This window comes from Litoribacter ruber (genome assembly GCF_018500185.1).
Classification (GTDB): Bacteria; Bacteroidota; Bacteroidia; order Cytophagales; family Cyclobacteriaceae; genus Litoribacter; species Litoribacter ruber.
This window is the reverse complement of sequence record NZ_JAHBGI010000018.1, coordinates 15,977-39,749: the sequence shown is the minus strand read 5'-3', so window position 1 is coordinate 39,749 and position 23,773 is coordinate 15,977. Positions and strand designations below refer to the sequence as shown.

The 23,773-nt window shown below is 45.7% G+C and carries 22 protein-coding genes and 1 other RNA gene; 5 read left to right on the top strand and 18 right to left on the bottom strand.

Annotation, left to right across the window (positions count from 1 at the left end; all coding sequences use genetic code 11):
• Nucleotides 1-368 precede the first annotated feature (368 nt).
• Together KIH41_RS16870 and KIH41_RS16865 are read right to left on the bottom strand one after the other, a co-directional pair.
• On the bottom strand, nucleotides 369-1,631 hold the full coding sequence (locus KIH41_RS16870) for a type IX secretion system plug protein (protein ID WP_213945973.1): 1,263 nt from the start codon (nucleotides 1,629-1,631) through the stop codon (nucleotides 369-371).
• Between the two features lie 165 nt (nucleotides 1,632-1,796).
• Entirely contained in the window at nucleotides 1,797-3,725 is a 1,929-nt protein-coding gene (locus KIH41_RS16865) for an ABC-F family ATP-binding cassette domain-containing protein (protein WP_214163154.1), read from the bottom strand.
• A gap of 95 nt (nucleotides 3,726-3,820) precedes the next feature.
• On the opposite strand from KIH41_RS16865, the gene KIH41_RS16860 reads away from it, so the two are divergent.
• Together KIH41_RS16860 and KIH41_RS16855 are read left to right on the top strand one after the other, a co-directional pair.
• A complete protein-coding gene (locus tag KIH41_RS16860; protein WP_214163153.1) occupies nucleotides 3,821-5,008 on the top strand; it encodes a PQQ-dependent sugar dehydrogenase in 1,188 nt (395 codons plus the stop codon).
• A gap of 81 nt (nucleotides 5,009-5,089) precedes the next feature.
• A complete protein-coding gene (locus KIH41_RS16855; protein ID WP_214163152.1) occupies nucleotides 5,090-5,737 on the top strand; it encodes a hypothetical protein in 648 nt (215 codons plus the stop codon).
• A gap of 44 nt (nucleotides 5,738-5,781) precedes the next feature.
• Here KIH41_RS16855 and KIH41_RS16850 read toward each other — a convergent pair whose 3' ends face one another.
• Together KIH41_RS16850 and KIH41_RS16845 are read right to left on the bottom strand one after the other, a co-directional pair.
• The gene (locus KIH41_RS16850) at nucleotides 5,782-7,113 is read right to left on the bottom strand and encodes an ABC1 kinase family protein (RefSeq protein WP_214163151.1); all 1,332 of its coding nucleotides are present in this window, start codon (nucleotides 7,111-7,113) and stop codon (nucleotides 5,782-5,784) included.
• A 2-nt stretch (nucleotides 7,114-7,115) separates the two neighbouring features.
• The gene (locus KIH41_RS16845; RefSeq protein ID WP_214163150.1) at nucleotides 7,116-7,781 is read right to left on the bottom strand and encodes a TetR/AcrR family transcriptional regulator; all 666 of its coding nucleotides are present in this window, start codon (nucleotides 7,779-7,781) and stop codon (nucleotides 7,116-7,118) included.
• 268 nt (nucleotides 7,782-8,049) lie between these two features.
• On the opposite strand from KIH41_RS16845, the gene KIH41_RS16840 reads away from it, so the two are divergent.
• Entirely contained in the window at nucleotides 8,050-9,378 is a 1,329-nt protein-coding gene (locus KIH41_RS16840; protein WP_214163149.1) for a S41 family peptidase, read from the top strand.
• Nucleotides 9,379-9,431: 53 nt separating this feature from the next.
• Here the strand turns inward: KIH41_RS16840 and hisIE are convergent, their stop codons facing one another.
• From hisIE to KIH41_RS16775, 13 genes are all read right to left on the bottom strand, one after another.
• Nucleotides 9,432-10,034, bottom strand: a complete 603-nt coding sequence (hisIE, locus tag KIH41_RS16835; protein WP_214163148.1) for a bifunctional phosphoribosyl-AMP cyclohydrolase/phosphoribosyl-ATP diphosphatase HisIE — start codon at nucleotides 10,032-10,034, stop codon at nucleotides 9,432-9,434.
• Between the two features lie 124 nt (nucleotides 10,035-10,158).
• Nucleotides 10,159-10,920, bottom strand: a complete 762-nt coding sequence (gene hisF, locus KIH41_RS16830; protein WP_213945983.1) for an imidazole glycerol phosphate synthase subunit HisF — start codon at nucleotides 10,918-10,920, stop codon at nucleotides 10,159-10,161.
• A gap of 403 nt (nucleotides 10,921-11,323) precedes the next feature.
• Nucleotides 11,324-12,043 carry a 1-(5-phosphoribosyl)-5-[(5-phosphoribosylamino)methylideneamino]imidazole-4-carboxamide isomerase gene (hisA, locus tag KIH41_RS16825; RefSeq protein ID WP_214163147.1) on the bottom strand — a complete coding sequence of 240 codons (720 nt, stop codon included), beginning with the start codon at nucleotides 12,041-12,043 and terminating at the stop codon, nucleotides 11,324-11,326.
• A gap of 9 nt (nucleotides 12,044-12,052) precedes the next feature.
• Nucleotides 12,053-12,634 carry an imidazole glycerol phosphate synthase subunit HisH gene (gene hisH / locus KIH41_RS16820; RefSeq protein WP_213945985.1) on the bottom strand — a complete coding sequence of 194 codons (582 nt, stop codon included), beginning with the start codon at nucleotides 12,632-12,634 and terminating at the stop codon, nucleotides 12,053-12,055.
• A 293-nt stretch (nucleotides 12,635-12,927) separates the two neighbouring features.
• Nucleotides 12,928-13,722, bottom strand: a complete 795-nt coding sequence (locus KIH41_RS16815) for a phenylalanine 4-monooxygenase (protein ID WP_213945986.1) — start codon at nucleotides 13,720-13,722, stop codon at nucleotides 12,928-12,930.
• Nucleotides 13,723-14,556: 834 nt separating this feature from the next.
• On the bottom strand, nucleotides 14,557-15,570 hold the full coding sequence (aroF, locus tag KIH41_RS16810; RefSeq protein ID WP_213945987.1) for a 3-deoxy-7-phosphoheptulonate synthase: 1,014 nt from the start codon (nucleotides 15,568-15,570) through the stop codon (nucleotides 14,557-14,559).
• A complete protein-coding gene (trpA, locus tag KIH41_RS16805) occupies nucleotides 15,548-16,363 on the bottom strand; it encodes a tryptophan synthase subunit alpha (RefSeq protein ID WP_214163146.1) in 816 nt (271 codons plus the stop codon). The genes aroF and trpA overlap by 23 nt, the downstream gene beginning before the upstream one ends.
• 159 nt (nucleotides 16,364-16,522) lie before the next feature.
• The gene (gene trpB, locus KIH41_RS16800) at nucleotides 16,523-17,704 is read right to left on the bottom strand and encodes a tryptophan synthase subunit beta (RefSeq protein WP_213945989.1); all 1,182 of its coding nucleotides are present in this window, start codon (nucleotides 17,702-17,704) and stop codon (nucleotides 16,523-16,525) included.
• Entirely contained in the window at nucleotides 17,694-18,341 is a 648-nt protein-coding gene (locus KIH41_RS16795; protein ID WP_214163145.1) for a phosphoribosylanthranilate isomerase, read from the bottom strand. The genes trpB and KIH41_RS16795 overlap by 11 nt, the downstream gene beginning before the upstream one ends.
• Nucleotides 18,338-19,153, bottom strand: coding sequence for an indole-3-glycerol phosphate synthase TrpC (gene trpC, locus KIH41_RS16790; RefSeq protein ID WP_213945991.1), 816 nt, complete (start codon nucleotides 19,151-19,153; stop codon nucleotides 18,338-18,340). Before trpC ends, KIH41_RS16795 begins: the two co-directional genes overlap by 4 nt.
• Before the next feature lie 11 nt (nucleotides 19,154-19,164).
• Complete coding sequence (gene trpD, locus KIH41_RS16785) at nucleotides 19,165-20,175, bottom strand: anthranilate phosphoribosyltransferase (RefSeq protein WP_213945992.1); 1,011 nt, start codon at nucleotides 20,173-20,175, stop codon at nucleotides 19,165-19,167.
• 68 nt (nucleotides 20,176-20,243) lie between these two features.
• Nucleotides 20,244-20,837, bottom strand: a complete 594-nt coding sequence (locus KIH41_RS16780) for an anthranilate synthase component II (RefSeq protein WP_214163144.1) — start codon at nucleotides 20,835-20,837, stop codon at nucleotides 20,244-20,246.
• 3 nt (nucleotides 20,838-20,840) lie between these two features.
• Nucleotides 20,841-22,241 carry an anthranilate synthase component I family protein gene (locus KIH41_RS16775; protein WP_214163143.1) on the bottom strand — a complete coding sequence of 467 codons (1,401 nt, stop codon included), beginning with the start codon at nucleotides 22,239-22,241 and terminating at the stop codon, nucleotides 20,841-20,843.
• A gap of 235 nt (nucleotides 22,242-22,476) precedes the next feature.
• Here KIH41_RS16775 and KIH41_RS16770 point away from each other — a divergent pair, with 235 nt between their 5' ends.
• Nucleotides 22,477-22,707, top strand: coding sequence for a hypothetical protein (locus KIH41_RS16770; RefSeq protein WP_213945995.1), 231 nt, complete (start codon nucleotides 22,477-22,479; stop codon nucleotides 22,705-22,707).
• Between the two features lie 3 nt (nucleotides 22,708-22,710).
• On the opposite strand, the gene KIH41_RS16765 is transcribed toward KIH41_RS16770, so the two are convergent.
• The gene (locus KIH41_RS16765) at nucleotides 22,711-22,995 is read right to left on the bottom strand and encodes a hypothetical protein (protein ID WP_213945996.1); all 285 of its coding nucleotides are present in this window, start codon (nucleotides 22,993-22,995) and stop codon (nucleotides 22,711-22,713) included.
• Between the two features lie 121 nt (nucleotides 22,996-23,116).
• Between KIH41_RS16765 and ffs the strand changes: the two genes are divergently transcribed.
• Nucleotides 23,117-23,207: signal recognition particle sRNA small type (gene ffs / locus KIH41_RS16760), an RNA gene on the top strand.
• Nucleotides 23,208-23,773 lie beyond the last annotated feature (566 nt).

Sequence of the window (23,773 nt, the reverse complement as noted above, 5' to 3'; positions counted from 1 at the left end):
GAACTTACTTCATTATTCATCATTCGACATTCATCATTCATTATTACCCAAACGTGGCTGCACATTGAACTTTTTCGTACTTCTAATTTCGTTCTTACGTATGGGTACAAAGTACTAGGTACCAAGTACAAAGAGTACACCGCAGGACATGGCGCTTTGAGGAGCACTTTTGAGGCTTTTTTGTTATCCAACGTTCTTACTCTCGTGTCCCTTCCTCAGAGCTTCACTCTTCGGATGGGGCATCAGTGTTACGAGAACTTACTTCATTATTCCCGCCCCGGCGGGCAAGCATCATTCATCATTCTCCATTCATTATTCCGGTTACTCCTCTCCGGTCTTCCGTCTTCCGTCTTAACCTTCGTACTTCGCTAAATCCTCCTCTTATTCGGATTCACCACCGTGTACCCTATAAGCTCATCATACCTTGACCCCATGTCACGGTAATAAATGAAAACCTCGTACTCGTTCTCTGTCTGAAAATGGTTGCCTTCGATGGACTCCATGTCATACCCTTTGCCTGTCGGAATGCCATATTGATAATCGTACCAGCCTTGCTTAAGCAATAGAGTGGCCTGATAGGTATTGGTCTTGGTATTCAACTCCATCTGTGCCTCTGGCTCCTGCCCCCAATTGCTCAGGGCGCCAAGGATCACGGGTGGTGTAGGAAGTCCGTCAGCAGCCAAATTAAATGTGACCAACATGTATTCACTTTCTAGGTGGTGGTTTTGGCGCTCCACATTGATGATTCCAAACTGCCCATTGATATCCATGTACTCCACATAGGCCAAGCCTTTTCTCTTCTTGTCTACCCCCGCCTCGGCAAAAACCACATCCTCTTCCATTTCAACTTTGGCGACATTTTGCCCCCGCGTCCGCACATACCTCAAGTCAATGAACCTAAATTCATTCCCAGCTTCAAAAACATTGCTCCCGTCAAACAGCTGGTATTCAATCATCTTCTGATCTTCTCTGATGAAGGTCGGAGTCAAACCATAAATAGCATTATCCCACCGCTGGTTTTGGCGGATCACCACTTTAATATTGGACCTTGGGTCTACCAGTTCACGGTTATTGAAATTTACATTGATGTTGAGTTGCTGTCCCTCTCTCCTATCCTCTGTCCGGCTTGGAGGCACGATGCTGGCACCTACTGGCAGCTGGTTATTGAAAACCATGAAACGCTTGGTCAATATGGCCTCCTTTTCATTTCGCCCACGGTAAACCTTCAAGACATAATTTCCCGAACGTTTTAATCTTGGGACCTGGAAGGTGTAATGAATGTAGGGGATCCTGGTATTGATGGAATACTCGTAATCGTTGACGTTAAACTCATTGTACTGGTCAAGATAGTCATTGTCTCTTAAGTTGGACGGCGTCCAATCTGCATCGCAATGGATGATCTTGGCCGAATACATATCCGCATCATAGGCCAAATCATCAAACTCCAAGACCAGAGGAACAGGGTTGTTCATGGAAATTACGGTTGAATTGAATTGGCTGGAAAAATCCTGGGTTCTGGGATAAAGCCTCACGGACTGTATGTTCTCCTCAAATACCCGATCCTCCAGCTGCTGGCCGAAAGCTGCGCTACTAAAAAGGAAGAGGAATAGTAGTATGTAGTTTTTGATCATTATTTATTTTTTAAAGACCGAAGACCTGAGACCGAGAACCAAGATTTCCAAAAATTTTCGCTGCGAAGAGGCCTCCCGATACGCAAAAGCTACTCGGGACAAGTTCTGCGAAACTCCATTTGAACTCTGTGAAACTCTGCGTCTATTTTTGTCTCGGCATCGCGGTTATACCTGATCCTGAAGCTGCTCAATTTTCTCGGCGAGATTTTCCCACTCGGTGTTTAATATGGTTTCCTTTTCCACCACGGCGTGATATTCTTTATTCACCTTTTCCATCTCCTCAGGGCGTTCGTATAGGCTTTGATCTGCCAAAACATCCTCCAAACTGGCCTTTTGGATTTCTATTTCAGCGATCTGGGCCTCCACATGTTCAAGCTCTTTCTCCAGTTGACGGACGATTTTCTTGATTTCGTTTTGCTCAAAGGTGGACGCTGATTTTTTCTTTGGGGCAGGTTTTTCCTTTTGCGCAGCAGGGACAGTTTGAACAGTCTGCTTTTCTACCTGGGTTGATTTCCACTGCACATATTCCTCATAAGTACCTAGATACTCTTTGATTTGATGATTTTCGATATACCAGATCTTGTTAGCCACCCCTCTGATAAAATGCCTGTCGTGAGAAACTGTGATAAAGGTACCCTCATACTGCTGCAGGGCTTGTATTAAGATATTTACGGATTGCATGTCCAAATGGTTGGTCGGCTCATCCAAAAGCAAAAAGTTGGCTTCTGAGATCAGGGTTTTGGCCAAGGCCACCCGGCTTTTTTCCCCACCCGACAACACCTTGATTTTCTTAAAAACATCATCATTGGTAAAAAGAAAACAGCCAAGCACATTCCTCAACTCCATTTCCGTTTTCTTGCTGCCGGCCTGAAGCATTTCCTGCAAAATCTCATTATTCACATTCAGGGCTTCCAATTGGTGCTGCGCAAAAAAGGACTTGATCACATTGAATCCTTCTTTTCTTTCCCCTTGGATGGGTTCTGTGCCATCGATGATTCTTAGCAAAGTAGATTTACCTTTTCCATTGGCTCCTATCAGGGCAATTTTATCCCCTCTCTCGATTCTAGCTGTAGTGTTTTTCAAAATCTGAATGTCACCATAGGCCTTTGACACTTCCTCAAGAACCACAACATCCCTACCCGACTGTTGGGAAAACTTAAATTTAAAATTGACCGCCAGATTATCATCTATCACCTCATGAACCTTATCCATTCTTTCCAAGGCTTTTACCCTGGACTGCACCTGGTTGGATTTGGAGGCTTTTGCACGGAAGCGCTCGATAAAGCGCTCCGTCTGCTTGATCATCTGCTGCTGATTTTCGTAAGCGTTCTGCTGGATTTCCTGCCTTTCCTTTTTCTCAGATTTGTAGAACGAATAATTCCCTGCATAGGCTGTCAATGTGTGCTGCGACACCTCCACAGTAGTTTCAATACAATTATCCAAAAAATCTTGGTCGTGGCTGACTACAATCACGGCACCTTCATAAGTCTTGAGGTAATTTTCCACCCATTGGATGGAAGGTAAGTCCAAGTGGTTGGTAGGCTCATCGAGCATCAGCAAAGAAGGTTTTTCCAAAAGCAGTTTTGCCAGCATTACCCTCATTCTCCAGCCCCCTGAAAATGTCTTCAATGGCCTGCTTAGGTCTTTTGTAGAAAACCCAATCCCCTCGAGCACCTCTTCCGCTTTTGCCTTGATGGTATAGCCTTCATTGGCTTCAAACCTATCCTGCAGATGGGCAAGTTTATTGATGATTTCCTCAGAATAATCCGTTTCCATCTGTTTCAGCACCCCATCAATCTCAGCCTGCAAAGCCAAAGTTTCCTTAAAAGCTTCCAAAGCAACCTCCAAAATACAGTCTTCGGACTGATAGCTGAGCAAATCCTGATTTAGAAAGCCTATGGTACAGTCCTTCGACTTTTGAATTTCACCACTGGAAGGCTGGTAATCTCCGGAAATGATTTTGAGCAAAGTAGACTTGCCCGTTCCGTTGAGACCTACCAGGCCTATCTTGTCCTTAGGCTTGATATGGAGAGAGGCATTTTCATAAAGGGCACGACCGCCGATGAAATAAGATAAATTGTTAATTGAAATCATAATGTAAAAATAAGGATTCTTCCGCTTATAAAGGAAAGCCGCCAAGTTTTTCGCTTTTTTCTTATATTGAACCTTCAATCAGAAAAGAAAAAACCATGATCAAACCAAAACTATGGCTCGCATCGCTGTTGATAGCCGGTGTGGCTGTAAGTTGTGATAGCCCTCAAAAGTCTACCCGAGTGACTGCAGATGAAGGAGATAATCGGGTGACTATTACTGATGCAGAAGCTGAAGTTTATCTTGACAAGATAAAGCTTCCTGAAAATTTCAAAATTGAAGTATGGGCTGCAGACGTACCCAATGCCCGTTCTTTGGCCAAGAGTGACAATGGCGTCATCTTCGTAGGTAACCGACAGGGAGACAAAGTATTTGCGCTTTTGGATGAGGATGGTGATGGAAAGGCAGACTACCGCTATACCTTGGCTGAAGACCTCAACATGCCCAACGGCGTGGCATTCAAAAACGGGGATCTTTATGTCGCTGAAGTAAGCAGGGTATTACGCTTTAGGGATATTGAAAATACACTCGCAAACCCCTCGTTTGAAGTGCTTTTTGATCAATATCCTACAGATAAGCACCATGGCTGGAAGTTTATAGCCTTTGGCCCTGATGACAAACTCTACATTCCAGTAGGCGCTCCTTGTAACATTTGTAATCCTGAGAAAGAGATCTATGCCTCTATAACCCGGATTGATGTAAATGCGGAAAATATAGAACCGGAGGTTTTTGCACATGGTGTTAGAAACTCCGTGGGCTTCGATTGGCATCCCGAAAGCGAGGAATTGTGGTTTACCGACAATGGCCGTGACATGATGGGAGATGATATTCCAGATTGCGAGTTAAACCACGCTCCTCAGAAAGGCATGCATTTCGGTTATCCTTTCTGGCATGCCGGGGATGTGAAAGACCCTGAATTTGGCAGTGAGGGAAAGGGCAAAGAAGATTATACCAAGCCCAAGGTAAACTTGGGTGCCCATGTGGCTCCATTGGGAATGCGATTCTATACAGGAGATATGTTCCCGAGCGAATTCAACAACACCATTTTCCTGGCCAAGCACGGTTCCTGGAACCGAAGTAAAAAGGTTGGTTACAACGTAACTACTGTATCCCTTAATGGAACAGATCAAATAGATAGCCATGAGGTTTTTGCAGAGGGTTGGCTGGATGATGCTACCCAGGAAGTATGGGGCCGTCCTGTAGATGTGCTTCAGCTAGAGGATGGCAGTCTGCTGGTTTCTGATGACATGGCCAATTGCATCTATCGAATCAGTTATCAGAATTAGATTTAAACAACGCTAACTAAAAGCCTGTTCTGTAATGGAACAGGCTTTGTTATTTTATGCCTACCACTAAACCACACATTTATGCAAAAAAGTCATTTAATTGTCACCCTATTTCTCCTATTGACCTTTGGGTCTTGTAGAACGGCCACAGAAGTTACCGCTTCGTGGAGAGATACCGACCGACCTACCCAGCAATACAACAGTATATTTTTGGCCGCAATCGTGGACGACCTTTCCTTAAGACAGAATCTGGAAGGAGAATTTGCCAATCGACTTGCAGGACGAAATGTGAATACCACCAAAAGCATTGACACCTTCAAGCCAACATTTTTTGACGAGGGTCAGCCAGAAAGAGAGCAACTCGTCGAAATCATCAGGGAAACGGAGTGTGAAAGTATTCTGACCATCACTTTGATAGATGTGGATGAGGAAGAAAGGTTCGTGCCAGGCGGTGCGGGCGGCCGCATGTATCATCCCGGAGGGACATTCAGGCATTACGGTTCCTTTCCCGGCTATTTTGATCACTGGTATGGCACTGCCTGGAATCAGGGATATTATCAGACTGACAGGAATTATTTTATTGAAACCAATCTCTACGACGCGGCTTCCCTAGAACTGGTATGGAGCGCACAATCCAAAACCTTGAACCCCTCCACCGATGCCCGCTTCGCCCGTGAATATGTGGATGCTATAAAGGCTCAACTTAGAGAGGAAGGTTTGGTGCAGTAATAGAAAAAATCCCTTCAGATAATCTGAAGGGATTTTTTTTTCCTCTACTTCACCAACCACTCCGGCTTGGTGGTTTTGATATTAGCTCCCAGCTGGTGTAGCAGGTTATAAATCCCAAAGTAAGTCCGGTTGATATACAACCCGTGACGGGACCCGCGGGCCTGCCGGGATTTCTTGAACATCTTGTCGTTGCCGATTCTGTCGCCCATCTCAAAGATCTCCATGAAGTAGCTTTCGTCAGCAAAATCAAAGCTCTCCGAATGAAAAGGGCGTCCCAACAGGGAAATCATGGCTCTAAATACCCCTTTGAAATACTTTTGCTCATCTTCGGTATCCTTGTAGCTGATAAAGCCCAAATCAAAGAAGATTTTATCCAGTTCCTCTTCTTTAATCAACAGGTCGCTTTTGATCAAAGAAAAATAACCTTGATAGAAATCCTCTGGAATTACTTTCACACAGCCAAAGTCAATGATGCCTAACTTTCCATCCTTTTGAATGATGAAATTACCTGGATGCGGGTCGGCATGCACTTTTTTGAGATTATGGATCTGATGGTTATAGAAATCCCATAGCGCCTGACCTATCCGGTCCCTTTCCTCTTGGGAAGGGTTGGTGAGCATCCATTCCTTGATGTGCTTGCCATCAATCCAATCCATGGTGATGATCCGGTCGCTGCTCCATTCGGGATAATAATTGGGAAAGTATAGATCTGGAATATGGCTGCAGGCCTGACTGATCTCCTCGGAACGCTGTACCTCAAGCACATAATCCGTTTCTTCAAGCAGCCTTTCCTCCACCTCTTCCATATAGTGGTCGAGCTCCTTTTCATTCATGTTCAGCAGCCGGTAGGCAAATGGCCTAACCATTTTCAGGTCTGAACTCACGCTTTCGGCCACACCCGGGTACTGAATTTTGACCGCATATTTCTTCCCTTCTTTTTCAGCCTGATGCACCTGCCCCATGGAGGCGGCGTTTACCGCTGATTTGGTAAAGGATTCGAAAAGAGCCTCTGGGGTGGTTCCCAAACTTTTCTGAAAAGTTCTTACCACCAAGGGATAGGATAATGGCGGCGCACTATACTGGGCCATCATAAATTTATCCTGATAGGCTCTAGGAAGGATGTTTTTGTCCATAGACATCATCTGCGCCACTTTCAGCGCACTTCCCTTAAGTTCGCTCAAGGAACTGTAGATATCCTCGGCATTGCTGGCATGAAGGTCTTCCTTGGTGAGATTTGGGTTGACCATTTTTTTTGCGTAATGCTTCACATAGTTTCCTCCTACCTTGGCGCCTGTTTTAAAAAACTTGGTCGCCCGTTGCACCTTGGAAGTGGGAATATGTTCTTGTTCTCTGTAATTCTCGCTTTTATCGCTCATCTTTATTTGGACTGGTAAATAAACTTGGCCAGATCCAAAAAGGAATCCAGCGCACTTTTGCCCATCAGGTCAAAAGCCAGGCTCACCGACTTCTCGATGGCCACATCGGTTTTTTCAAAACCCGGTGAAGTATCCTTCAACCAATATTGCAAGATAAACAGGGTTTCAAGCCACAAGGCATCTTCATAGCGGTCTGAAATAAATGAACGGTCTGCTATCTCCTCATTTTCTTTCCCCTCCAAGATCACATCTGCGGAAAACGCCTTGAACTTCTCCTTAAAGCCCTTCAGCTCCATAGGCACATTTCTTTTGAAACTCAAATGCCCCTCATACATGCTTAGCAGGTAACTTCGGTGTTTTTTAAGCTCCTCCACTAGGGTAAAGTAAAAAGATAGCATTTTCTCTCTGGCGGAATATTCCTGATACACCTCCTGAGACTCCATTCCCCGCACCGTGTCATCAATTATCTTTTCCCAAACGGCTGATTTGATGGAAGCAAAGGAGGTAAAGTATTCATAAAACTCTTCCTCTTTCATTCCGAGACTTTTGACAAACTTGAAAACCGAAACAGGTTCGCGGCCATGCTCAAGCACATAATGCACATAGGCCTCCACGATCTCAGTTCTTCTGTCCTTTAATTCAACTTTATTCTCTTCTTGATTTTCCATAAGTGTTTGATTCTTCACATGCTAAACAGGATTACACACCCAGAAGTTTGTCGTGTGAAGGAATAAATGTGGTTAAATATGTTATCGTTAGTTAATCCCCACCATTTTCTATCTCCCGTCTCCTGCCTCCCTCCCGTCTTCGGTCTTCGGTCTTCAATCTCTATACCCCAAAGTTTATTTTACAACAGCAACTAATCATATTTTTTTCATACATTTAATGACTTTATTCGTTAAGAATATCAACCCCATTATTTTCTTTTGAAATAGTATGAAAACATGGATAAATAAATGGAAGTTCTTCCTACCAATCATCTTTTTGGTAGCTTCCTGTACGCCCGAAGTAGATGATCCCCAGATGATGGAGGACAGGGTCAAAACGGCTATATTCAGAAGTATGCAGGAATGGTACTTTTGGAACGACAAATTGCCCCAGGGGACAGACCCAACCCAGTTTTCTTCCAATGAGGACCTTTTATCCTCCATCATCCATGCACCCTTGGACCGCTGGTCCTATCTGACCACACCCGATGCCTTCACCCGCGCCTTTACGGGACAAAATGCCGGACATGGCTTTGGTTGGGGCTTTGATGAAAACGAGCATCTTTACTTACTTTTTGTTTACAAGGAAGCACCTGCCGGAAAGGACAATTGGCAAAGGGGCTGGCGAGTACTTGAAGTAAACGGCAAGCCAATTTCTTCCTATAAGCAATCCAATGGAAGCTATAATTTCCAGTTGGGGCCAAACGAAACGGGCATCACCAACACCTTCAAATTTTTGCTTCCTGATGGTACGGAAGTAGTCAAAACTCTGGGAAAAGCAGAATACCAAAGCAACTCAGTCCTTCACCGATCCGTGGTTTCACTGGATGGAAAAAATATAGGCTACTGGGTCTACAACAGCTTTAGGGCTACCGCTGGCACCACGCCAGCTTCCAGCGTGGAAGTGGATCAAACCCTCAACTATTTCATCAGCCAAAATGTGGATGAACTTGTCCTCGACCTCCGGTACAACGGAGGCGGGTCCGTGGGCGTGACCGAACAGATTCTTAATTACCTGGTGCCCTCCCATGCCAATGGCCAAACCATGTACACCAACACCCTGAACAATTCAAAAAGCAGTCAAAACAGCAGTAAAAAATTTGAGAAAAAGGGCAACCTGAATCTGAACAGGCTAATTGTGCTTACATCACGCAGTTCGGCCTCAGCCAGTGAGTTGCTGATCAACTGTCTGACGCCCTATATGGAGGTAGTACTAATTGGGGCCAATACCTATGGTAAACCTGTGGGATCTTTCCCCCTATCAAGCTACAACAAAACACTAAAAGACAACAACGTGGAATTAGTCCCCATCACCTTTGCTTCGGCAAATGCGAATGGAAGGGCGGAATATTTTGACGGTTTCCCGGTAGACTTCCAAGTGGCAGATGATCCCTCAAGGGATTGGGGCAACCCGCAGGAAAGAAGGTACAAGGCAGCCATAGACTACATCCGCACCGGCAGTGTGCATTCCCCTGGGGCCAGGATCATCACCTACCAGCCAACATGGGAAATGATTGACTCCTTCACCGGCCTTCAAAAAGAATTCCCAGCTTATTAAACTCGCTCTAAAACCAAACACCCTGGCGCTATTGCCAGGGTGTTTTCATAACATCAACTCTTATGCCTCGCCATCAGCACCTCCATTACCTCATCAAGGCTGTAGCCTTTAGCTTCCAGCAAAATCAGGTAGTGAAAAAGTAAATCCGCTGCCTCACCCATGAACAACTCCTTATTATCATCCTTGGCCTCAATCACAATCTCTACGGCTTCCTCCCCTACTTTTTGGGCCACTTTGTTGATGCCTTTTTCAAACAGGGAAGAGGTGTAGCTTTTGTCGTTTGGGTTTTCCTTGCGGTCTTTGATTACCGTTCTTAGGTGATCGATAAAAGCCGTTTTGGACCGGTTTTCTTCCTTGAAGCAGGTATCATCTCCCGTATGGCACACGGGTCCCACAGGGTCAACTTTTACAAGCAGGGCATCCTGATCACAATCGACCTCCATGCTAACAAGGTTGAGAAAATTCCCAGAGGTCTCCCCTTTGGTCCAAAGCCGTCCTTTTGTCCGGCTAAAGAAAGTCATCTTTCCCGTTTCCACCGTCTTGTCAATGGCCTCCTGGTTCATGTATCCCAACATCAGCACCTTGTTGCTGAAAGCATCCTGGATTATCGCCGGCACCAGCCCGTTTACTTTTTCGAAATCTATGTTTAGTTTCATTTTTATCGGTTATTTCATTATTCATTATTCATCATTCTTTATTCATTATTCTATCCTATATGACAGCATCATTAAATAATAATGAATGGTGAATAGCGAATGATGAATGATGAAGTAGCTTTCGTTAAAATGTAGTCCTCACACTCACCCCTCTACCACTCAAATACTCCTTCAATTCCGGGATGCCTATCTCCTTAAAGTGAAATATACTAGCCGCCAGAGCCGCATCAGCTTTGCCAGCGGTGAAGGTATCCCAAAAATGCACCATTTTCCCCGCTCCGCCTGAAGCAATAATTGGAATCGGCAGCATAGAGGAAAGTTCACTGGTGATTTCATTTGCAAAGCCGTTTTTTGTCCCATCATGATCCATGGAGGTCAGAAGAATCTCACCCGCTCCTCTATCGGAAACCTCCTTGGCCCAGGATTGAGTTTTCAAAATCGTCGGCTTTCTACCGCCGTGGGTATGCACAAAATCAATCCCATCGATATTCTTGGTGTCGATCGCCACGATAATACATTGGCTACCGAACTCTGCCGCCATTTCATCAATAATTGCAGGGTTTTTAACAGCTGCTGAATTGATGCTTATCTTGTCGGCACCAGCTCCCAACAGCATTTTTACGTCCTCCACCGTACTCACTCCCCCACCAACAGTAAAAGGAATATTAATCGCCTTGGCCACCTTTTCCACCAGCTCCAACAAGGTCTTGCGCTTGTCCACGGTGGCGGTGATGTCTAAAAAAACCAGCTCATCGGCTCCCTCATCAGAATATATTTTTGCAAGCTCCACCGGATCCCCGGCATCTTTCAACTCCACAAAATTCACCCCCTTTACCGTCCTGCCTTCTTTGATATCCAGGCACGGTATTATTCTCTTAGTCAACATGTAACTTCATTATTCATCATTTACCATTAATTATTCATCATTTCGAAAAGACAGTCTGAAAATGGGTCTAAGTACCAGATACCAAGTACTCCCATCAGCTGAGGTTAATCTTAGCCAATCTACTCGGCAAAAGTAATTGAACTAACTACAACCAGCTGACATCGGTCAGTCCACAGTCCACTGTTTCAAAATGGTTACTAGATTTCCTTTTTCGCCCCCCCCCCCCTACAGGGGGAGCTTAACTGACTTTAAGTACGCTAGTTAGTCCCCCCTTTAGAGGGCGGAGGGGGCAAATTTCGCAAAAAAGCCTTTGTGCTCTTCTTTTTCTTTGTGTCCATTGTGACCGTTTTCCGCTAAGAGAAACTCTGTGTCCCTTTTCAAAACGTTACTCCATCCGTCATCCTCACTTCCCGAAAGCTGCAAGCTCCTCCAACGTCACCTTTCCTTCATAATAGGCCTTTCCTACAATAGCCCCATAAACGCCGACTTTCTCCAGGTCTTCCAGGTCTTTCATGGAGGAAACACCGCCGCTGGCGATCAGCTTGACCCCGGGCACTTCTTCCATAATTTCTTCATAAAGTTCCAAGGAGGGGCCCTGAAGAAGACCGTCCTTGGCTACATCTGTACAAATGACGTAGCGCAGTCCTTTTTTCATATATGATGAAATAAATTCCACTACATCCAATTCGGTACTTTCCTCCCAGCCGCCGATGGCTATTTTTCGGTTCTTGGCATCTGCCCCCAATATGATTTTTTCAGTCCCATATTCACGGATCCAACGGTCAAAAAGGTCAGGTTTTCTTATGGCCACACTTCCACCGGTCACCTGGCTCGCCCCTAAACGGAAAGCCAATGCGATATCCTCATCAGACTGTACGCCTCCCCCAAAATCAACTTTCAGGGAAGTGTTTTGGGCAATATCTTCCAAGACCTGTTTGTTGACAATCTGCTTTTGCTTGGCCCCGTCAAGGTCTACCAAATGCAGCCTCTTCACCCCGGCCTGCTCAAAGCGTTTGGCCATTTCCAAGGGGGAATCGTGATAGGTTTTCTGTTGGCTATAATCACCTTGGGTTAGGCGCACGCACTTGCCCCCGATGATATCAATTGCGGGAATGATTTCCATTATAATAAATTAGAGTGCTAAGAAGTTTTTCAAGATCGTTTCGCCCACCTTACCGCTTTTCTCGGGATGGGCCTGCATGGCATAGAAGTTATCCTTATGGATCAAAGCCGTAAAATCATGCATATAATGGGTAGTAGCAATAGTATAGGGAGAAAGCTCCGCATAATAACTATGCACATAATAAGTATAGGGATCCTCTTCCAGATCTTTGAATAGGGGTGAATCCATGTTTTCCAGAGAATTCCAGCCCACATGTGGGACCTTGTCAAAGGCCGGGAATTTTTTCACTTTTATGGGAAAGATGCCCAGGCATTCGGTATCATTTTCCTCGGTATGTTCGCAGAGCAACTGCTGGCCAAGACAAACCCCAAAAAAGGGCTGCCTGAGGTCTTTGATTAGCCGGTCGAGATTCCTTTGCTTGAGATACTTCATTGCCGAGCTGGCTTCCCCCTGACCGGGAAAAATTACTTTGTCGGCCTTTTGGATGGTTTCAAAATCATCCGTCAGAACAGCCTCCACCCCCAGCCTTTCCAACGCATACAGCACCGACCTCACATTGCCGGCGTTGTATTTTATTATTGCTACTTGCATTTATTTACGTTATTTTTTGGGTACAAAGTACCAGGTACCATGTACCAAGTTGATCTAGATTTTACCGCCTTTTTATACCCACTTTACCTTATTGCTTAATTAAGCGGATTTTGCTTTAATTGTTTTCTAAGATTCAAGGCTAAAATTTTATTCAAAAGAACCCTTATCTTCCTATTCTAGTAAATACTTCACCCATCACCCTATTTGCGCCTCTCTGTGTCTTTGCGGTTAATTCTCTTACTAAAAGAACCTCGAAGTTGCCATCACCTCGAGGTTCCTTTTGAGCCAAGTGCCTAAAACTTCCTTTCTTCTTCAGGTGTTTCGGCGAGCATTTTTTCGAGTACCCGCTCGATTTCCGGCAGGGATTCATAGAGTTGCTCGTAACCTTCAATGATAAAGTATTTGTCCTGGAATTTATCTTTCCAATAAGCGGTGCTCATGATTTTCTCCACATCGTATTCGTAGTGGGCTGGCTCATCGGAAAGGCTGAATTTGGTCTCACCTGCTGAACTCAGGATACCAGCACCATAGATTCTCAATTCCCCGTTTTCACGGATCAAACCAAACTCAATGGTAAACCAATAGATCCTTGAAAGCAGCTGTATGGCCCAAGGGTTGTCAATATGCTTTAGCGCTATTCCGCTTAGTTTTTCCAAAAAGTCCACATACGGCTGGTTGGTCAACAGCGGCATATGGGCAAAGGCATCATGGAACATATCTGGCTCTTCCAAATAATCCAGCTGCTCCATTTTTCTCAACCAGGTGGAAGAGGGAAAACGTCGGTTGTTCAAAAGCCCAAAAAAAAGATCGTCGTCGATCAGCCCCGGCACCACCTGTATGGCCCAGCCGGTGGATTTAGCAAGTCTTTGATTGGCCTCCTCAAAGTTGGCAATCTTGTCAGCCGTAAAGTTGATTTCCTTGATACCCTCCAGATATGCTTTGGAAGCAGCCTGGGGTAGGTTGACGATCTGTCTATCATAAAGAATCTTCCAGACCTTAAAATCCTCCTCGGTGTAGGCATCGTAATCCTGCCTCATGTCTTTTAACCTTGAGTCAGTAAAGACCCAGTCTTTCGGTTTTGCAGTCATTTCTTAATTGGGTTTATGTTCATATTAATTCAACGTTCATCCAATAGCTAAGTTTAAATAAAAAAAGCCCAATCCATACAAAGAGGGATTAGGCTTGATATTTTCACTCACAGGCAATAGCAAACATTCATCCCCAAAAGGAAGTATGATAATGGCTATAGCTGTGATAGGTCTGATTCATGTCCCTAAAGTAAGAAGTTATTGCAATTAATGCAAACTTTTGAGTATCGGAGATTACGTATTTCGGTCAAAAGCGACGTGGTTGTCCGCCCGAATGCGCCTCCCGGGGGAGGCGCATTCGGGATGTTGTCCCGGCCTGCTGCGCAGACCTGGGTTGTCATGGTTGTCATTGTTCTATTCTCGCGCCCAAGTACGAAAGTGTTCTCGTTGATCGGCCTTCATCCCCGCCCGTGATAACCCGTACATAGAACAATGACAACTCCGACAACCGAGCCGGCGAGGCGAAGCCGAACCACGGCGGGACAACCCTGACAACCACGCTGCACTTTCGTAAGCAACCTCCTGCCGGGCGCGAGAACCNTAGAACAATGACAACTCCGACAACCGAGCCGGCGAGGCGAAGCCGAACCACGGCGGGACAACCCTGACAACCACGCTGCACTTTCGTAAGCAACCTCCTGCCGGGCGCGAGAACCTGTCACGTCCTAAATTTACTTGACACTTTTTTCTCAAACTTTTAAATTTTTCTACGCGAAGTGGCCTTTCCCGATTCGCTACGCTGCTCGGGACAAGTCGTGAAACTTCGTGAAAACTTGGTGGCCTTTGTGGCCCATTTACAGCCACTTCGCACTTCGTACCTCGTCCCTCGTACTTCTATATAAACGATTTCCTCAACTCAAACGCATCCTTGATCTGCTTGACCAGCTTAGTGCTTTGATCAAAATCCAGGGTCTGCTGCCCATCCGAGTAAGCCAGGTCAGGCGTCTCGTGGGTTTCGAAAATGATCCCGTCGGCACCGCACATCACACCGGCCAAAGCCATCTGAGGCACAAACTGGCGAATACCAATCCCGTGAGATGGATCCACTACCACTGGAAGATGGGATTTATGCTTGAGTATCGGTACCGCATTCAGATCCAAGGTATTCCGGCTGGCTTTCTCATAGGTTCGGATGCCACGCTCACACAGGATAAGCTTTTCATTCCCTCCTGAAAAAACATATTCTGCCGACTGTAAAAGCTCCTCAATTGTCCCTGAAATCCCCCTTTTGATCATCACCGCCTTGTCCACTCGTCCAAGTTCATCCAACAAGTTAAAATTTTGGGTATTTCTTGCCCCTACCTGATAAATATCCACATAGTCATACATTTCCTCAATTTGGGATACCTGCATTACTTCGGTCACTATCTTGATTCCTGCCGCCTTGGCATGTTGATACCACAGCTTGAGGCCATCAATGCCTAACCCCCTAAAGGCATACGGACTGCTTCTTGGCTTGTAAACCCCTCCACGCATGATCTGGATTCCCGTAGCTTTTAAGTGTTCAATGGTTTTGACGATCTGTTCTTCGGTCTCGATCGAGCAAGGTCCGGCCATTAGCGCCATATCGCCATCCTTTATTCTGACCCCATCCCCGAGGTCAATCGAGGTAGGCTTGGCTTTCCATTTCTTGGAAACCAGCTTGTAATCATCCGAAACAATATGGATATCCTGAATCCCTTCCTGCAGTCCGAGTTTCCTGATGTCAAAATTTGCTTTGCCGATACCGATTAGGTAGGTGGAAAGCTGGGTTTTGACTTCCGTAATCTTATATCCACTCTGGTTTGCCTCCTGAATGATCCGATCTTTCTGAGAGTCAGAAATATCAGGCTTTACTTGTATAATCATATTCTCCGTTCTTAATTCCTTTGATAAAAATTCCTATGTCGTTATTTAGACTCTCTGGGCTGGCATTGTTTAAAACCTTGATAAAAGCACTTCCGATAATCGCCCCATGGGCATGTTTGGAAGCCTTTGTAAAGGATTCGTGGTCGCTTATCCCAAATCCAATAAGCCTTGGGTTCTGGATGCCCAATTGCCCTACCCTTTCAAAATACCTCTCCTGCTCCTGGGTGATGCCGGATTTGGCACCCGTGATGCTGTGGGAAGAAACCATATAGATGAAGCTATCAGAATGCTCATCTATGGCTTTAATCCGCTCATCGCTGGTTTGGGGTGAGATCAAAAAGGTGTTTCTCAGGCCAAACCTTGAAAAAACCTCCTTGAATTCATCCAGAAACTGTTGCATGGGCAAGTCAGGCAAAATCAGCCCGTCCACGCCCACTTCCTGGCATTTTTGGCAGAACTTTTCTACCCCAAACTGTATAATGGGATTCAGATAGCCCATCAGGATTACCGGAAGGCTCACCGTTTTTCTCATCTCGGCCAATTGCGCAAAAAGCTTCTTCAGGGACATGCCGTTATCCAATGCTATTTTATTGCTCTCCTGAATGGTCGGTCCATCGGCCACGGGATCCGAAAAAGGCATCCCTACCTCAATGATATCCGCTCCCCCAGCCTCTATGGCCTCCATCACCGGCACCGTATCCTCCAGCTTCGGGTATCCGGCCGTAAAGTATATGGAAAGGACGTTCTTTTGCTTGTTTCTAAATAGTGTATCTATTCGGTTCTCCGTTTTCATAATTCATCATTTTGGGTACTAGGTACCAAGTACCAGGTACAAGGTACAAACACACACAATAATTACAGGTGCCTTGATTGCACAGCAATCAAGCACCTCCCTCATCTCGCCGCGAAGCAGCTACTTTGTACTTAGTACTTAGTACTTAGTACTTAGTACTTAATATTCCCCCCACTTAATATACGTCTCCAAATCCTTATCTCCCCTGCCGGAAAGGTTGATCACAATTACGTCATCGGGTTTGTATTCGATCTGGTTCAAGGCATGGAGGGCGTGGGCGGATTCGATCGCGGGGATGATCCCCTCCAGCTTACTCAACTCCACACCGGCCTTCATGGCATCCTTGTCTTCCACTGCCACAAATTCTCCCCTACCCACATCAAACAAATGGGCATGAACTGGCCCTATACCTGGATAGTCAAGTCCTGCGGAAATGGAATGGGGCTCCACCACCTGTCCATCCTCCGTCTGCATCAGCAAAGTCCTGCTGCCGTGTAGGATGCCAAGCTTGCCTAGCGCTGTAGTGGCCGCTGACTTGCCACTGCTGACTCCCAAGCCCGCTGCCTCGGCAGCTACGAGTCTCACCCCAGGGGTGTTGTAGTAATGATAAAATGCACCCGCTGCATTGCTGCCACCACCAACACAGGCAATGACAATATCCGGATTTTCACGTCCTTCTTTTTCCTGCAGCTGTTTTTTGATTTCTGCGCTGATCACCGACTGGAATTTGGCTACCATCTCAGGGTAAGGGTGCGGGCCGACCACAGAACCTATTATATAATGCGTGTCCACAGGGTTGTTGATCCACTGCCGCATGGCCTCGTTGGTGGCGTCTTTGAGCGTCTTGCTGCCGGATGTGGCGGGCACCACCGTGGCACCGAGCAGCTTCATCCGCTCCACATTGGGCTTTTGCCTCTCCATATCGACCTCGCCCATGTAAACCGTGCACTCCATTCCCATCAAGGCGCAAACAGTGGCTGTCGCTACCCCATGCTGCCCGGCACCGGTTTCGGCGATGATCCTTTTCTTGCCCAGCTTTTGGGCCAGGAGGATTTGACCAATGGTGTTGTTCACCTTATGGGCCCCGGTATGGCAGAGGTCCTCGCGCTTGAGATAGATTTTGGCTTTGTATTTTTCAGATAGCCTGGCGGCAAAATATAAAGGGGTAGGCCTTCCCACGTAGTCTTTGAGCAGGTCATAAAACTTCTTCTGAAAATCCTCATCTTCAATGATGCCCAGATAGCTATCCCTCAACTCTTCTATATTGGGATACAGCATTTCGGGGATGTAAGCCCCACCAAATTTGCCGTAAAACCCATTCTTATCTATTTCAATTTTCATTTTCTTGTGCTCTAAGTTTTTCTACAAAAGTCTTTACCAGCTCCACATCCTTGATACCCGGCTCCAGCTCAAACTTGGAATTGATGTCAATCCCTGCCATTTTGGGATGCTTTTTCTGCAGTTCAACCAGTTCACCCACATCATCGGAGGCTATTCCGCCGCTCAGGAGATAGGGAGTCTGAAGGTCATAGGCTTCTAAAAGCTGCCAATCAAACCTTCTTCCCGAACCTCCAAAAGAGCTCGTTTCGGTATCAAAAAGGAAGTAATCGGCCAAGCCATCAAACGGCCTCAAATCCTCCATGCGCAGCTCTTTGCCGATTCTGAAAACCTTGATCACCTTTACGTCCAATGCCTCTTTGATATTTTTGACAAAATCGGCATCTTCATTCCCATGGAGCTGAATGACATCCAATTGAAATTCCTGAACAGTTTTCAGGATCTCAGAAAAGGCACTGTCCACAAATACCCCCACTCTATCCTGCCCTTGGGAACTGAAAAAATTGCTTTTATGAACACTTTCTCCAATAAACCTTGGCGATTTGGAATAAAAAATCATCCCCAACATATCTGGGCTGCAGCTTTGCAGCAAGCTGTTCACGTTTTCAGTGTCTTTTAATCCACAGACTTTTATGATCATTTTGTTATGGTTTGGTTTTTAAGTAAACGTCTGTATTGTTTCATAAACTGGTAAGCAGCTTCCTGCGGGTTGGAGGCCTTCATGAAGTTTTCCCCGATCAGAAACCCATCAAACCCGGCCTTTTTCAGCTGTAGCATTACCTCAGGGTCAGAAATGCCGCTTTCGGAGATCTTGACAAATTTATCCGGAATGACATCCACTAGGGAAAGAGAGTTTTCCACTGACACCTCAAAGGTTTTCAAGCTCCTGTTATTCACCCCCACCAAGTCCAGGTCATCGCAAATTGACCTTTCCAGCTCCTCGGCATCGTGAACCTCCATCAGCACTTCCAGCCCCAATGATTTGGCGGTTGCTGCTAAGCTCTTCAACCTATTTGGCTCCAATGCCGCTGCTATTAGCAACACACAGTCAGCCCCAATGGCCTTTGCCTCTACCAACTGATATTCATCAATCACAAAATCTTTTCTCAGAATAGGGCAAAAGTTGAATTTCCTGGCCATGGTCAGGTCATCATTCTTTCCACCAAAAAACTCCGTATCCGTCAGGATGGATAATCCCGAGGCTCCGGCTTGCATATAGCCAATGCTCGTGGCCTCCACCTTAGCAGAATCATTGATTATTCCTTTGGAAGGAGATTTCCTTTTGAACTCAGCGATTATGCCCGTTTTTTCGGGATTGCACACGTACTTTTTCATGGAAACCACCTGGTTGGGGAAAAAGATGCTTTGTTCCAAAAACTTCACGGGAACAAGACTCTTGCGCTCCTCAACTTCCTTTATTTTGTGTGATATTATTTTGTCTAAAATATTCATAGGTAATAGGTTTATGCTAAAGAGATACTTGTTTTGGGGTTGATGAGACTTTTGAATGCCGTCAGGGCCTTTCCGCTCTTTAGGGCTTCAGATGCTTGGCTTACTGCTTCCTCACGGGAAAGTTCTGGTCTGCCTGTCATTAAGGCTAAGGATGAATTGGCTATAACAACCGCATTTTGTTCCTTTGTTCCTTTTCCTTTTAAAATGCTTTCGAAAATCTTGGCAGACTCCTCAATCGTTTCTCCTCCTTTGATGCTGGAAGCTTCCAGCTTTTCAAAGCCCAAATCCTCGGGAGTCAGCACTTCCTCTCCCCGATTGGAAATCACCTTGAAATCCCCCGTGAGGGAAACTTCATCGTAGCCATCCAAGGCATGTAGCACACTGAACTGCACTTGGTTGTTTTGATAGAGGTAGCCATAAAGCCTGGCCAGTTCAAGGCTAAATACGCCTACCAGTTGCTTTTTAGGAAAACTGGGGTTCACCATGGGGCCCAGCATGTTGAAGAATGTTTTCACCCCCAGTTCCTTTCGGATTGGTCCCACATTTCTCATGGCTGGATGAAACAAGGGCGCATGTAAAAAACAGATACCGGCCTCGTCCAGATTTTTTCTCAAAAGCCCCTGATCTGCCGTAAATTCATACCCAAAATAGGCCAGCAGATTGGACGAACCGCAAATGGAGCTCACCCCGGTGTTGCCATGCTTGGCAACTGGCTGCCCACAAGCCGCCACGATAAAGGAGGAAAGGGTGGAAATATTGAAGGTATCCTTCCCGTCACCCCCCGTGCCGCAAAGGTCTATGGCATCATATCCGTCCAAGTCCACGGGATTGCATAGCTCCAACATGGCCTCACGGAAACCCATGAGCTCTTCCACGGTGATGCTTCTCATCAGATAAACGGTCATGAAAGCGGCCATCTGGCTGGGATTATACACCCCACTGGTAATGTTTTTCAATACATCCCTGGCCTGCTCCTTGGATAGGGTCCGGTGCTCAAAAAGTTGATTCAGTATTTGTTTCATTTTTTTTAAATATTGTACAAAGTACTGGGTACTATGTATTAAGTATATAATTGCGTTTTTGACCGGTCCTACTTGGTACCTGGTACTTGGTACTTGGTACTCTGAATCCAATTTTCCATCACCTCTCTCCCCCACTCCGTCATAATGCTTTCTGGGTGAAACTGGACGCCGCGCAGCCTATATTCTTTATGCCTGATGGCCATCACCTGGCCGTCCGGGGTCTTGGCAATTACTTCCAGTTCAGCGGGCAATGTGGATTCATCGATCACCCAACTATGATATCTCCCTATCTTGAATCGCTGAGGCAAACCAATAAACAAACTGTCTTCCTGAACTTTAACTTCAGAAGCCACCCCATGTACTACTTCAGAAAGATTGGTTAGGGAGGCGCCGAAAGCCTCGCCGATGGCCTGATGGCCGAGGCACACCCCTAGAATATCTTTTGTTGAGGCATATTGTTTAATGACTTCGGGCATGATGCCGGCTTCAGAAGGAATGCCCGGACCTGGAGACAAAAGGATCTTATCATATGCCTCCACATCGGCAAGGCTGATTTTGTCATTTCTATACACATCCATCTTCGGTCCCAAACCCAGTTCACGGAGGATGTAGACCAAGTTGTAGGTGAAGGAATCGTAATTATCTAATACGAGTAGTTTCATAGTTTATACTTCTTCAGCCATTTTAAGAGCCGTTCTCAAGGCTTCCAATTTATTGTTCACTTCCTGCAATTCGCTTTCAATGGAGGATTTGGCAACCACGCCCGCCCCAGCCTGATAGCGGAGGTGGTTGTTTTCCGACACAAAGGACCGGATCAGGATGGCGTGGTTGAAATCCCCATTGAATCCCAGATATCCGATGGCACCCCCGTAGAATTTCCGGCTGGTGTTTTCCAGTTCATCAATGAGCTGCATGGCTTTGTATTTTGGTGCCCCCGACAAGGTGCCGGCGGGAAAGGTGTCTGCTACCAACTGAAGCGGGTTGGCACCTTGGGGCAGCCTTCCGGTAACTTTTGACACCAAATGGATCACATGGCTGTAGTATTGGATTTCCTTGAAAACCTCCACCTTGACCTCTTCGGAGCTTCTGCTCAGGTCATTTCTGGCAAGATCAACCAACATCACGTGCTCCGAATTTTCCTTGGGATCATCGTAAAGCTTACGGGCCAATTCCGCATCTGCCAAATCATTCCCTGTCCTCTTGAAGGTTCCGGCAATTGGGTATATGGTGGCCGTGCGACCGTTGACCACGATCTGGGCTTCGGGAGAACTGCCAAAAACCTTGTAGGAGCCATAGTCGAAATAGAAAAGGTATGGAGAGGGATTTATGGAGCGAAGCGCCCTATACACATTGAATTCGTCACCCTTAAAGGCTGATTTGAACATCCTGGAGAGCACGATCTGAAACACATCCCCCCTAAAACAATGCTCCTGGCCACTTTTGAGAATCTCCAAAAATTCCGCATCAGTATAGTTGCTGCTCTCCTCGCCTTCCAGCCTGAAGCTGTAAGAGGGAATGTTGCGGCTTTCGAGAAGCCTTTCGATCTCCGGTATCCTGCTATCCTGTCCGTTTACGGAATGTTCAAAGATGTAAAGTTCGTTTTTGAAATGGTTGACCACGATCACAAAGCGGTAAACCGCATAGTGCAGGGTGGGGATACTGGAAGGCTGTGGGTTTTCCAGTTGGATATCCTCAAACTGGCTCACCGCATCATATTGGGAGTATCCAAAAAGGCCGTTGCTGATAAATTTGAAGCCCAATTTTTCGGCCTCAAACTTTCCGGAAAACTCCCGGAGTTTGTCCATCAGCCGTTGGCCTTTAGGTAGCTCATACGTCACTTTTTCATCTTTGGGGAACCTTTCGGTTACTTTACCTCCCGAGAAGGAAAAGGAGGCCAAGGGATCAAAGCAGATGTAAGAATAACTGTTTTCCTGCCCGTGGTAATCCGAGCTTTCCAGCAAGATGGGGTTGGAATACCTGTCCCTCACCTGCAGGTAGAGGCTCACCGGTGTCAGGGTGTCGGCAAGCAGTTTTTTGTAACGGGTATGGATGTGTATTTTTTTCATATTGGATTAAAACAAAATAAAAAAGGGCTTACTGTTAGCCAGCAAGCCCTTAATGGTAAATATCATTAATCACTCAAATACTATTGGGTATAGCATGCCGGTCTCCTTCTTTAGAAAGCAGATGATGCCACCACCAATATTGAGTTTGATTTAAAAACATATGAACAATAGTTAAGGCAAATGTAAAAAACCTTTTAATTTTACTAAAATAATTTACATTAAAATTTCAAATAAAATGTCACAACCTATTTCTCAGTACTTTAAAAGAACTTTTGAAGATTACAAGGTCTTGGTTAAAGTCAATCCTGCTGACTGGACCGGCACCGAGCTCATCATCCACCCTGACGGCAAAGTTGAAAAAACCGAAATGGAGTTTGACGATGAAGTGCTCGAAGATCTTGCCGAGGACGAGTTTGAAAGCTGCAGCCCGCTGGAATTTAACCTCCATTTGAAAGGCCTGGCTTAACCATTATTGGTCGGGCTGCTCATTGTTGCGGTGCCATAATGGGGCTACTTCTCTTTCTTCCACGTTGGTCAGTTCCTGATTTACAAAAGTGGCCAACACATAAAAGCGCTCATCCCGCTGCACCCTGTACACTTTCGTTTCGCCGTCAAGTTGGCTGATGACGGCATGTGGGTTTCTTCTTAGGAATTGGTTTTCCGACATTCCCAACCGGTATTCATCGCGTTGGGCAAAAATAGCACAGGAGCTTACAAGGGTTACAAAGCTGAGGAGAATGAGTAGTTTTTTCATAAATGCATTTATAACAATTTTATTGCCATTTTTTGGCCTTGATTTATAATACGTTAGTTGTTTACCTGAAGTTATTTTCGCCCTTGCGTTTGGAATAGAAGGCTTTTTATCTACCTTTGTACTCAAGCGGCACGACCAGCTCCCGCTGAATCCCCCAGGTCCGGAAGGAAGCAAGGGTAGGCGGTCGTAGCGGTGCGATGCCGCTTACTTTTTTGTTTATAGTTTATTCGGCCTTCGGCCTGGTTTATGGTTTACTTGCCCTTTTTTTCACTTCACCATTCATCATTTAATTCCGTGGCTGACCCGAAATCACCTTCGTACCTCGTACTTCTAATTTCGTACTTACGAATGGGTACAAAGTACTAGGTACCATGTACAAAGTACTCCTAACATTATACGCTGGCTTCTAGCCATTTTGACCAAATGATGTAATCTATCGTTTCTACTATCGTTGCCCTCCCTCCGAGCATCGCTCTACGGCTGGGGTAACAGTGTAACGAAAGTGATTTCATTATTCATCATTCATCATTCACGATTCATCATTTAAGTCCGTGGCTGACCCGAAATCACCTTCGTACCTCGTACTTCTAAATTCGTACTTACGAATGGGTACAAAGTACTAGGTACCATGTACAAAGTACTCCTAACATCATACGCTGGCTTCTAGCCATTTTGACCAATTGATGTAATCTATCGTTTCTACTTTCGTTGCCCTCCCTCCGAGCTTCGCTCTTCGGCTGGGGTATCAGTGTACCGAAAGTAACTTCATTATTCATCA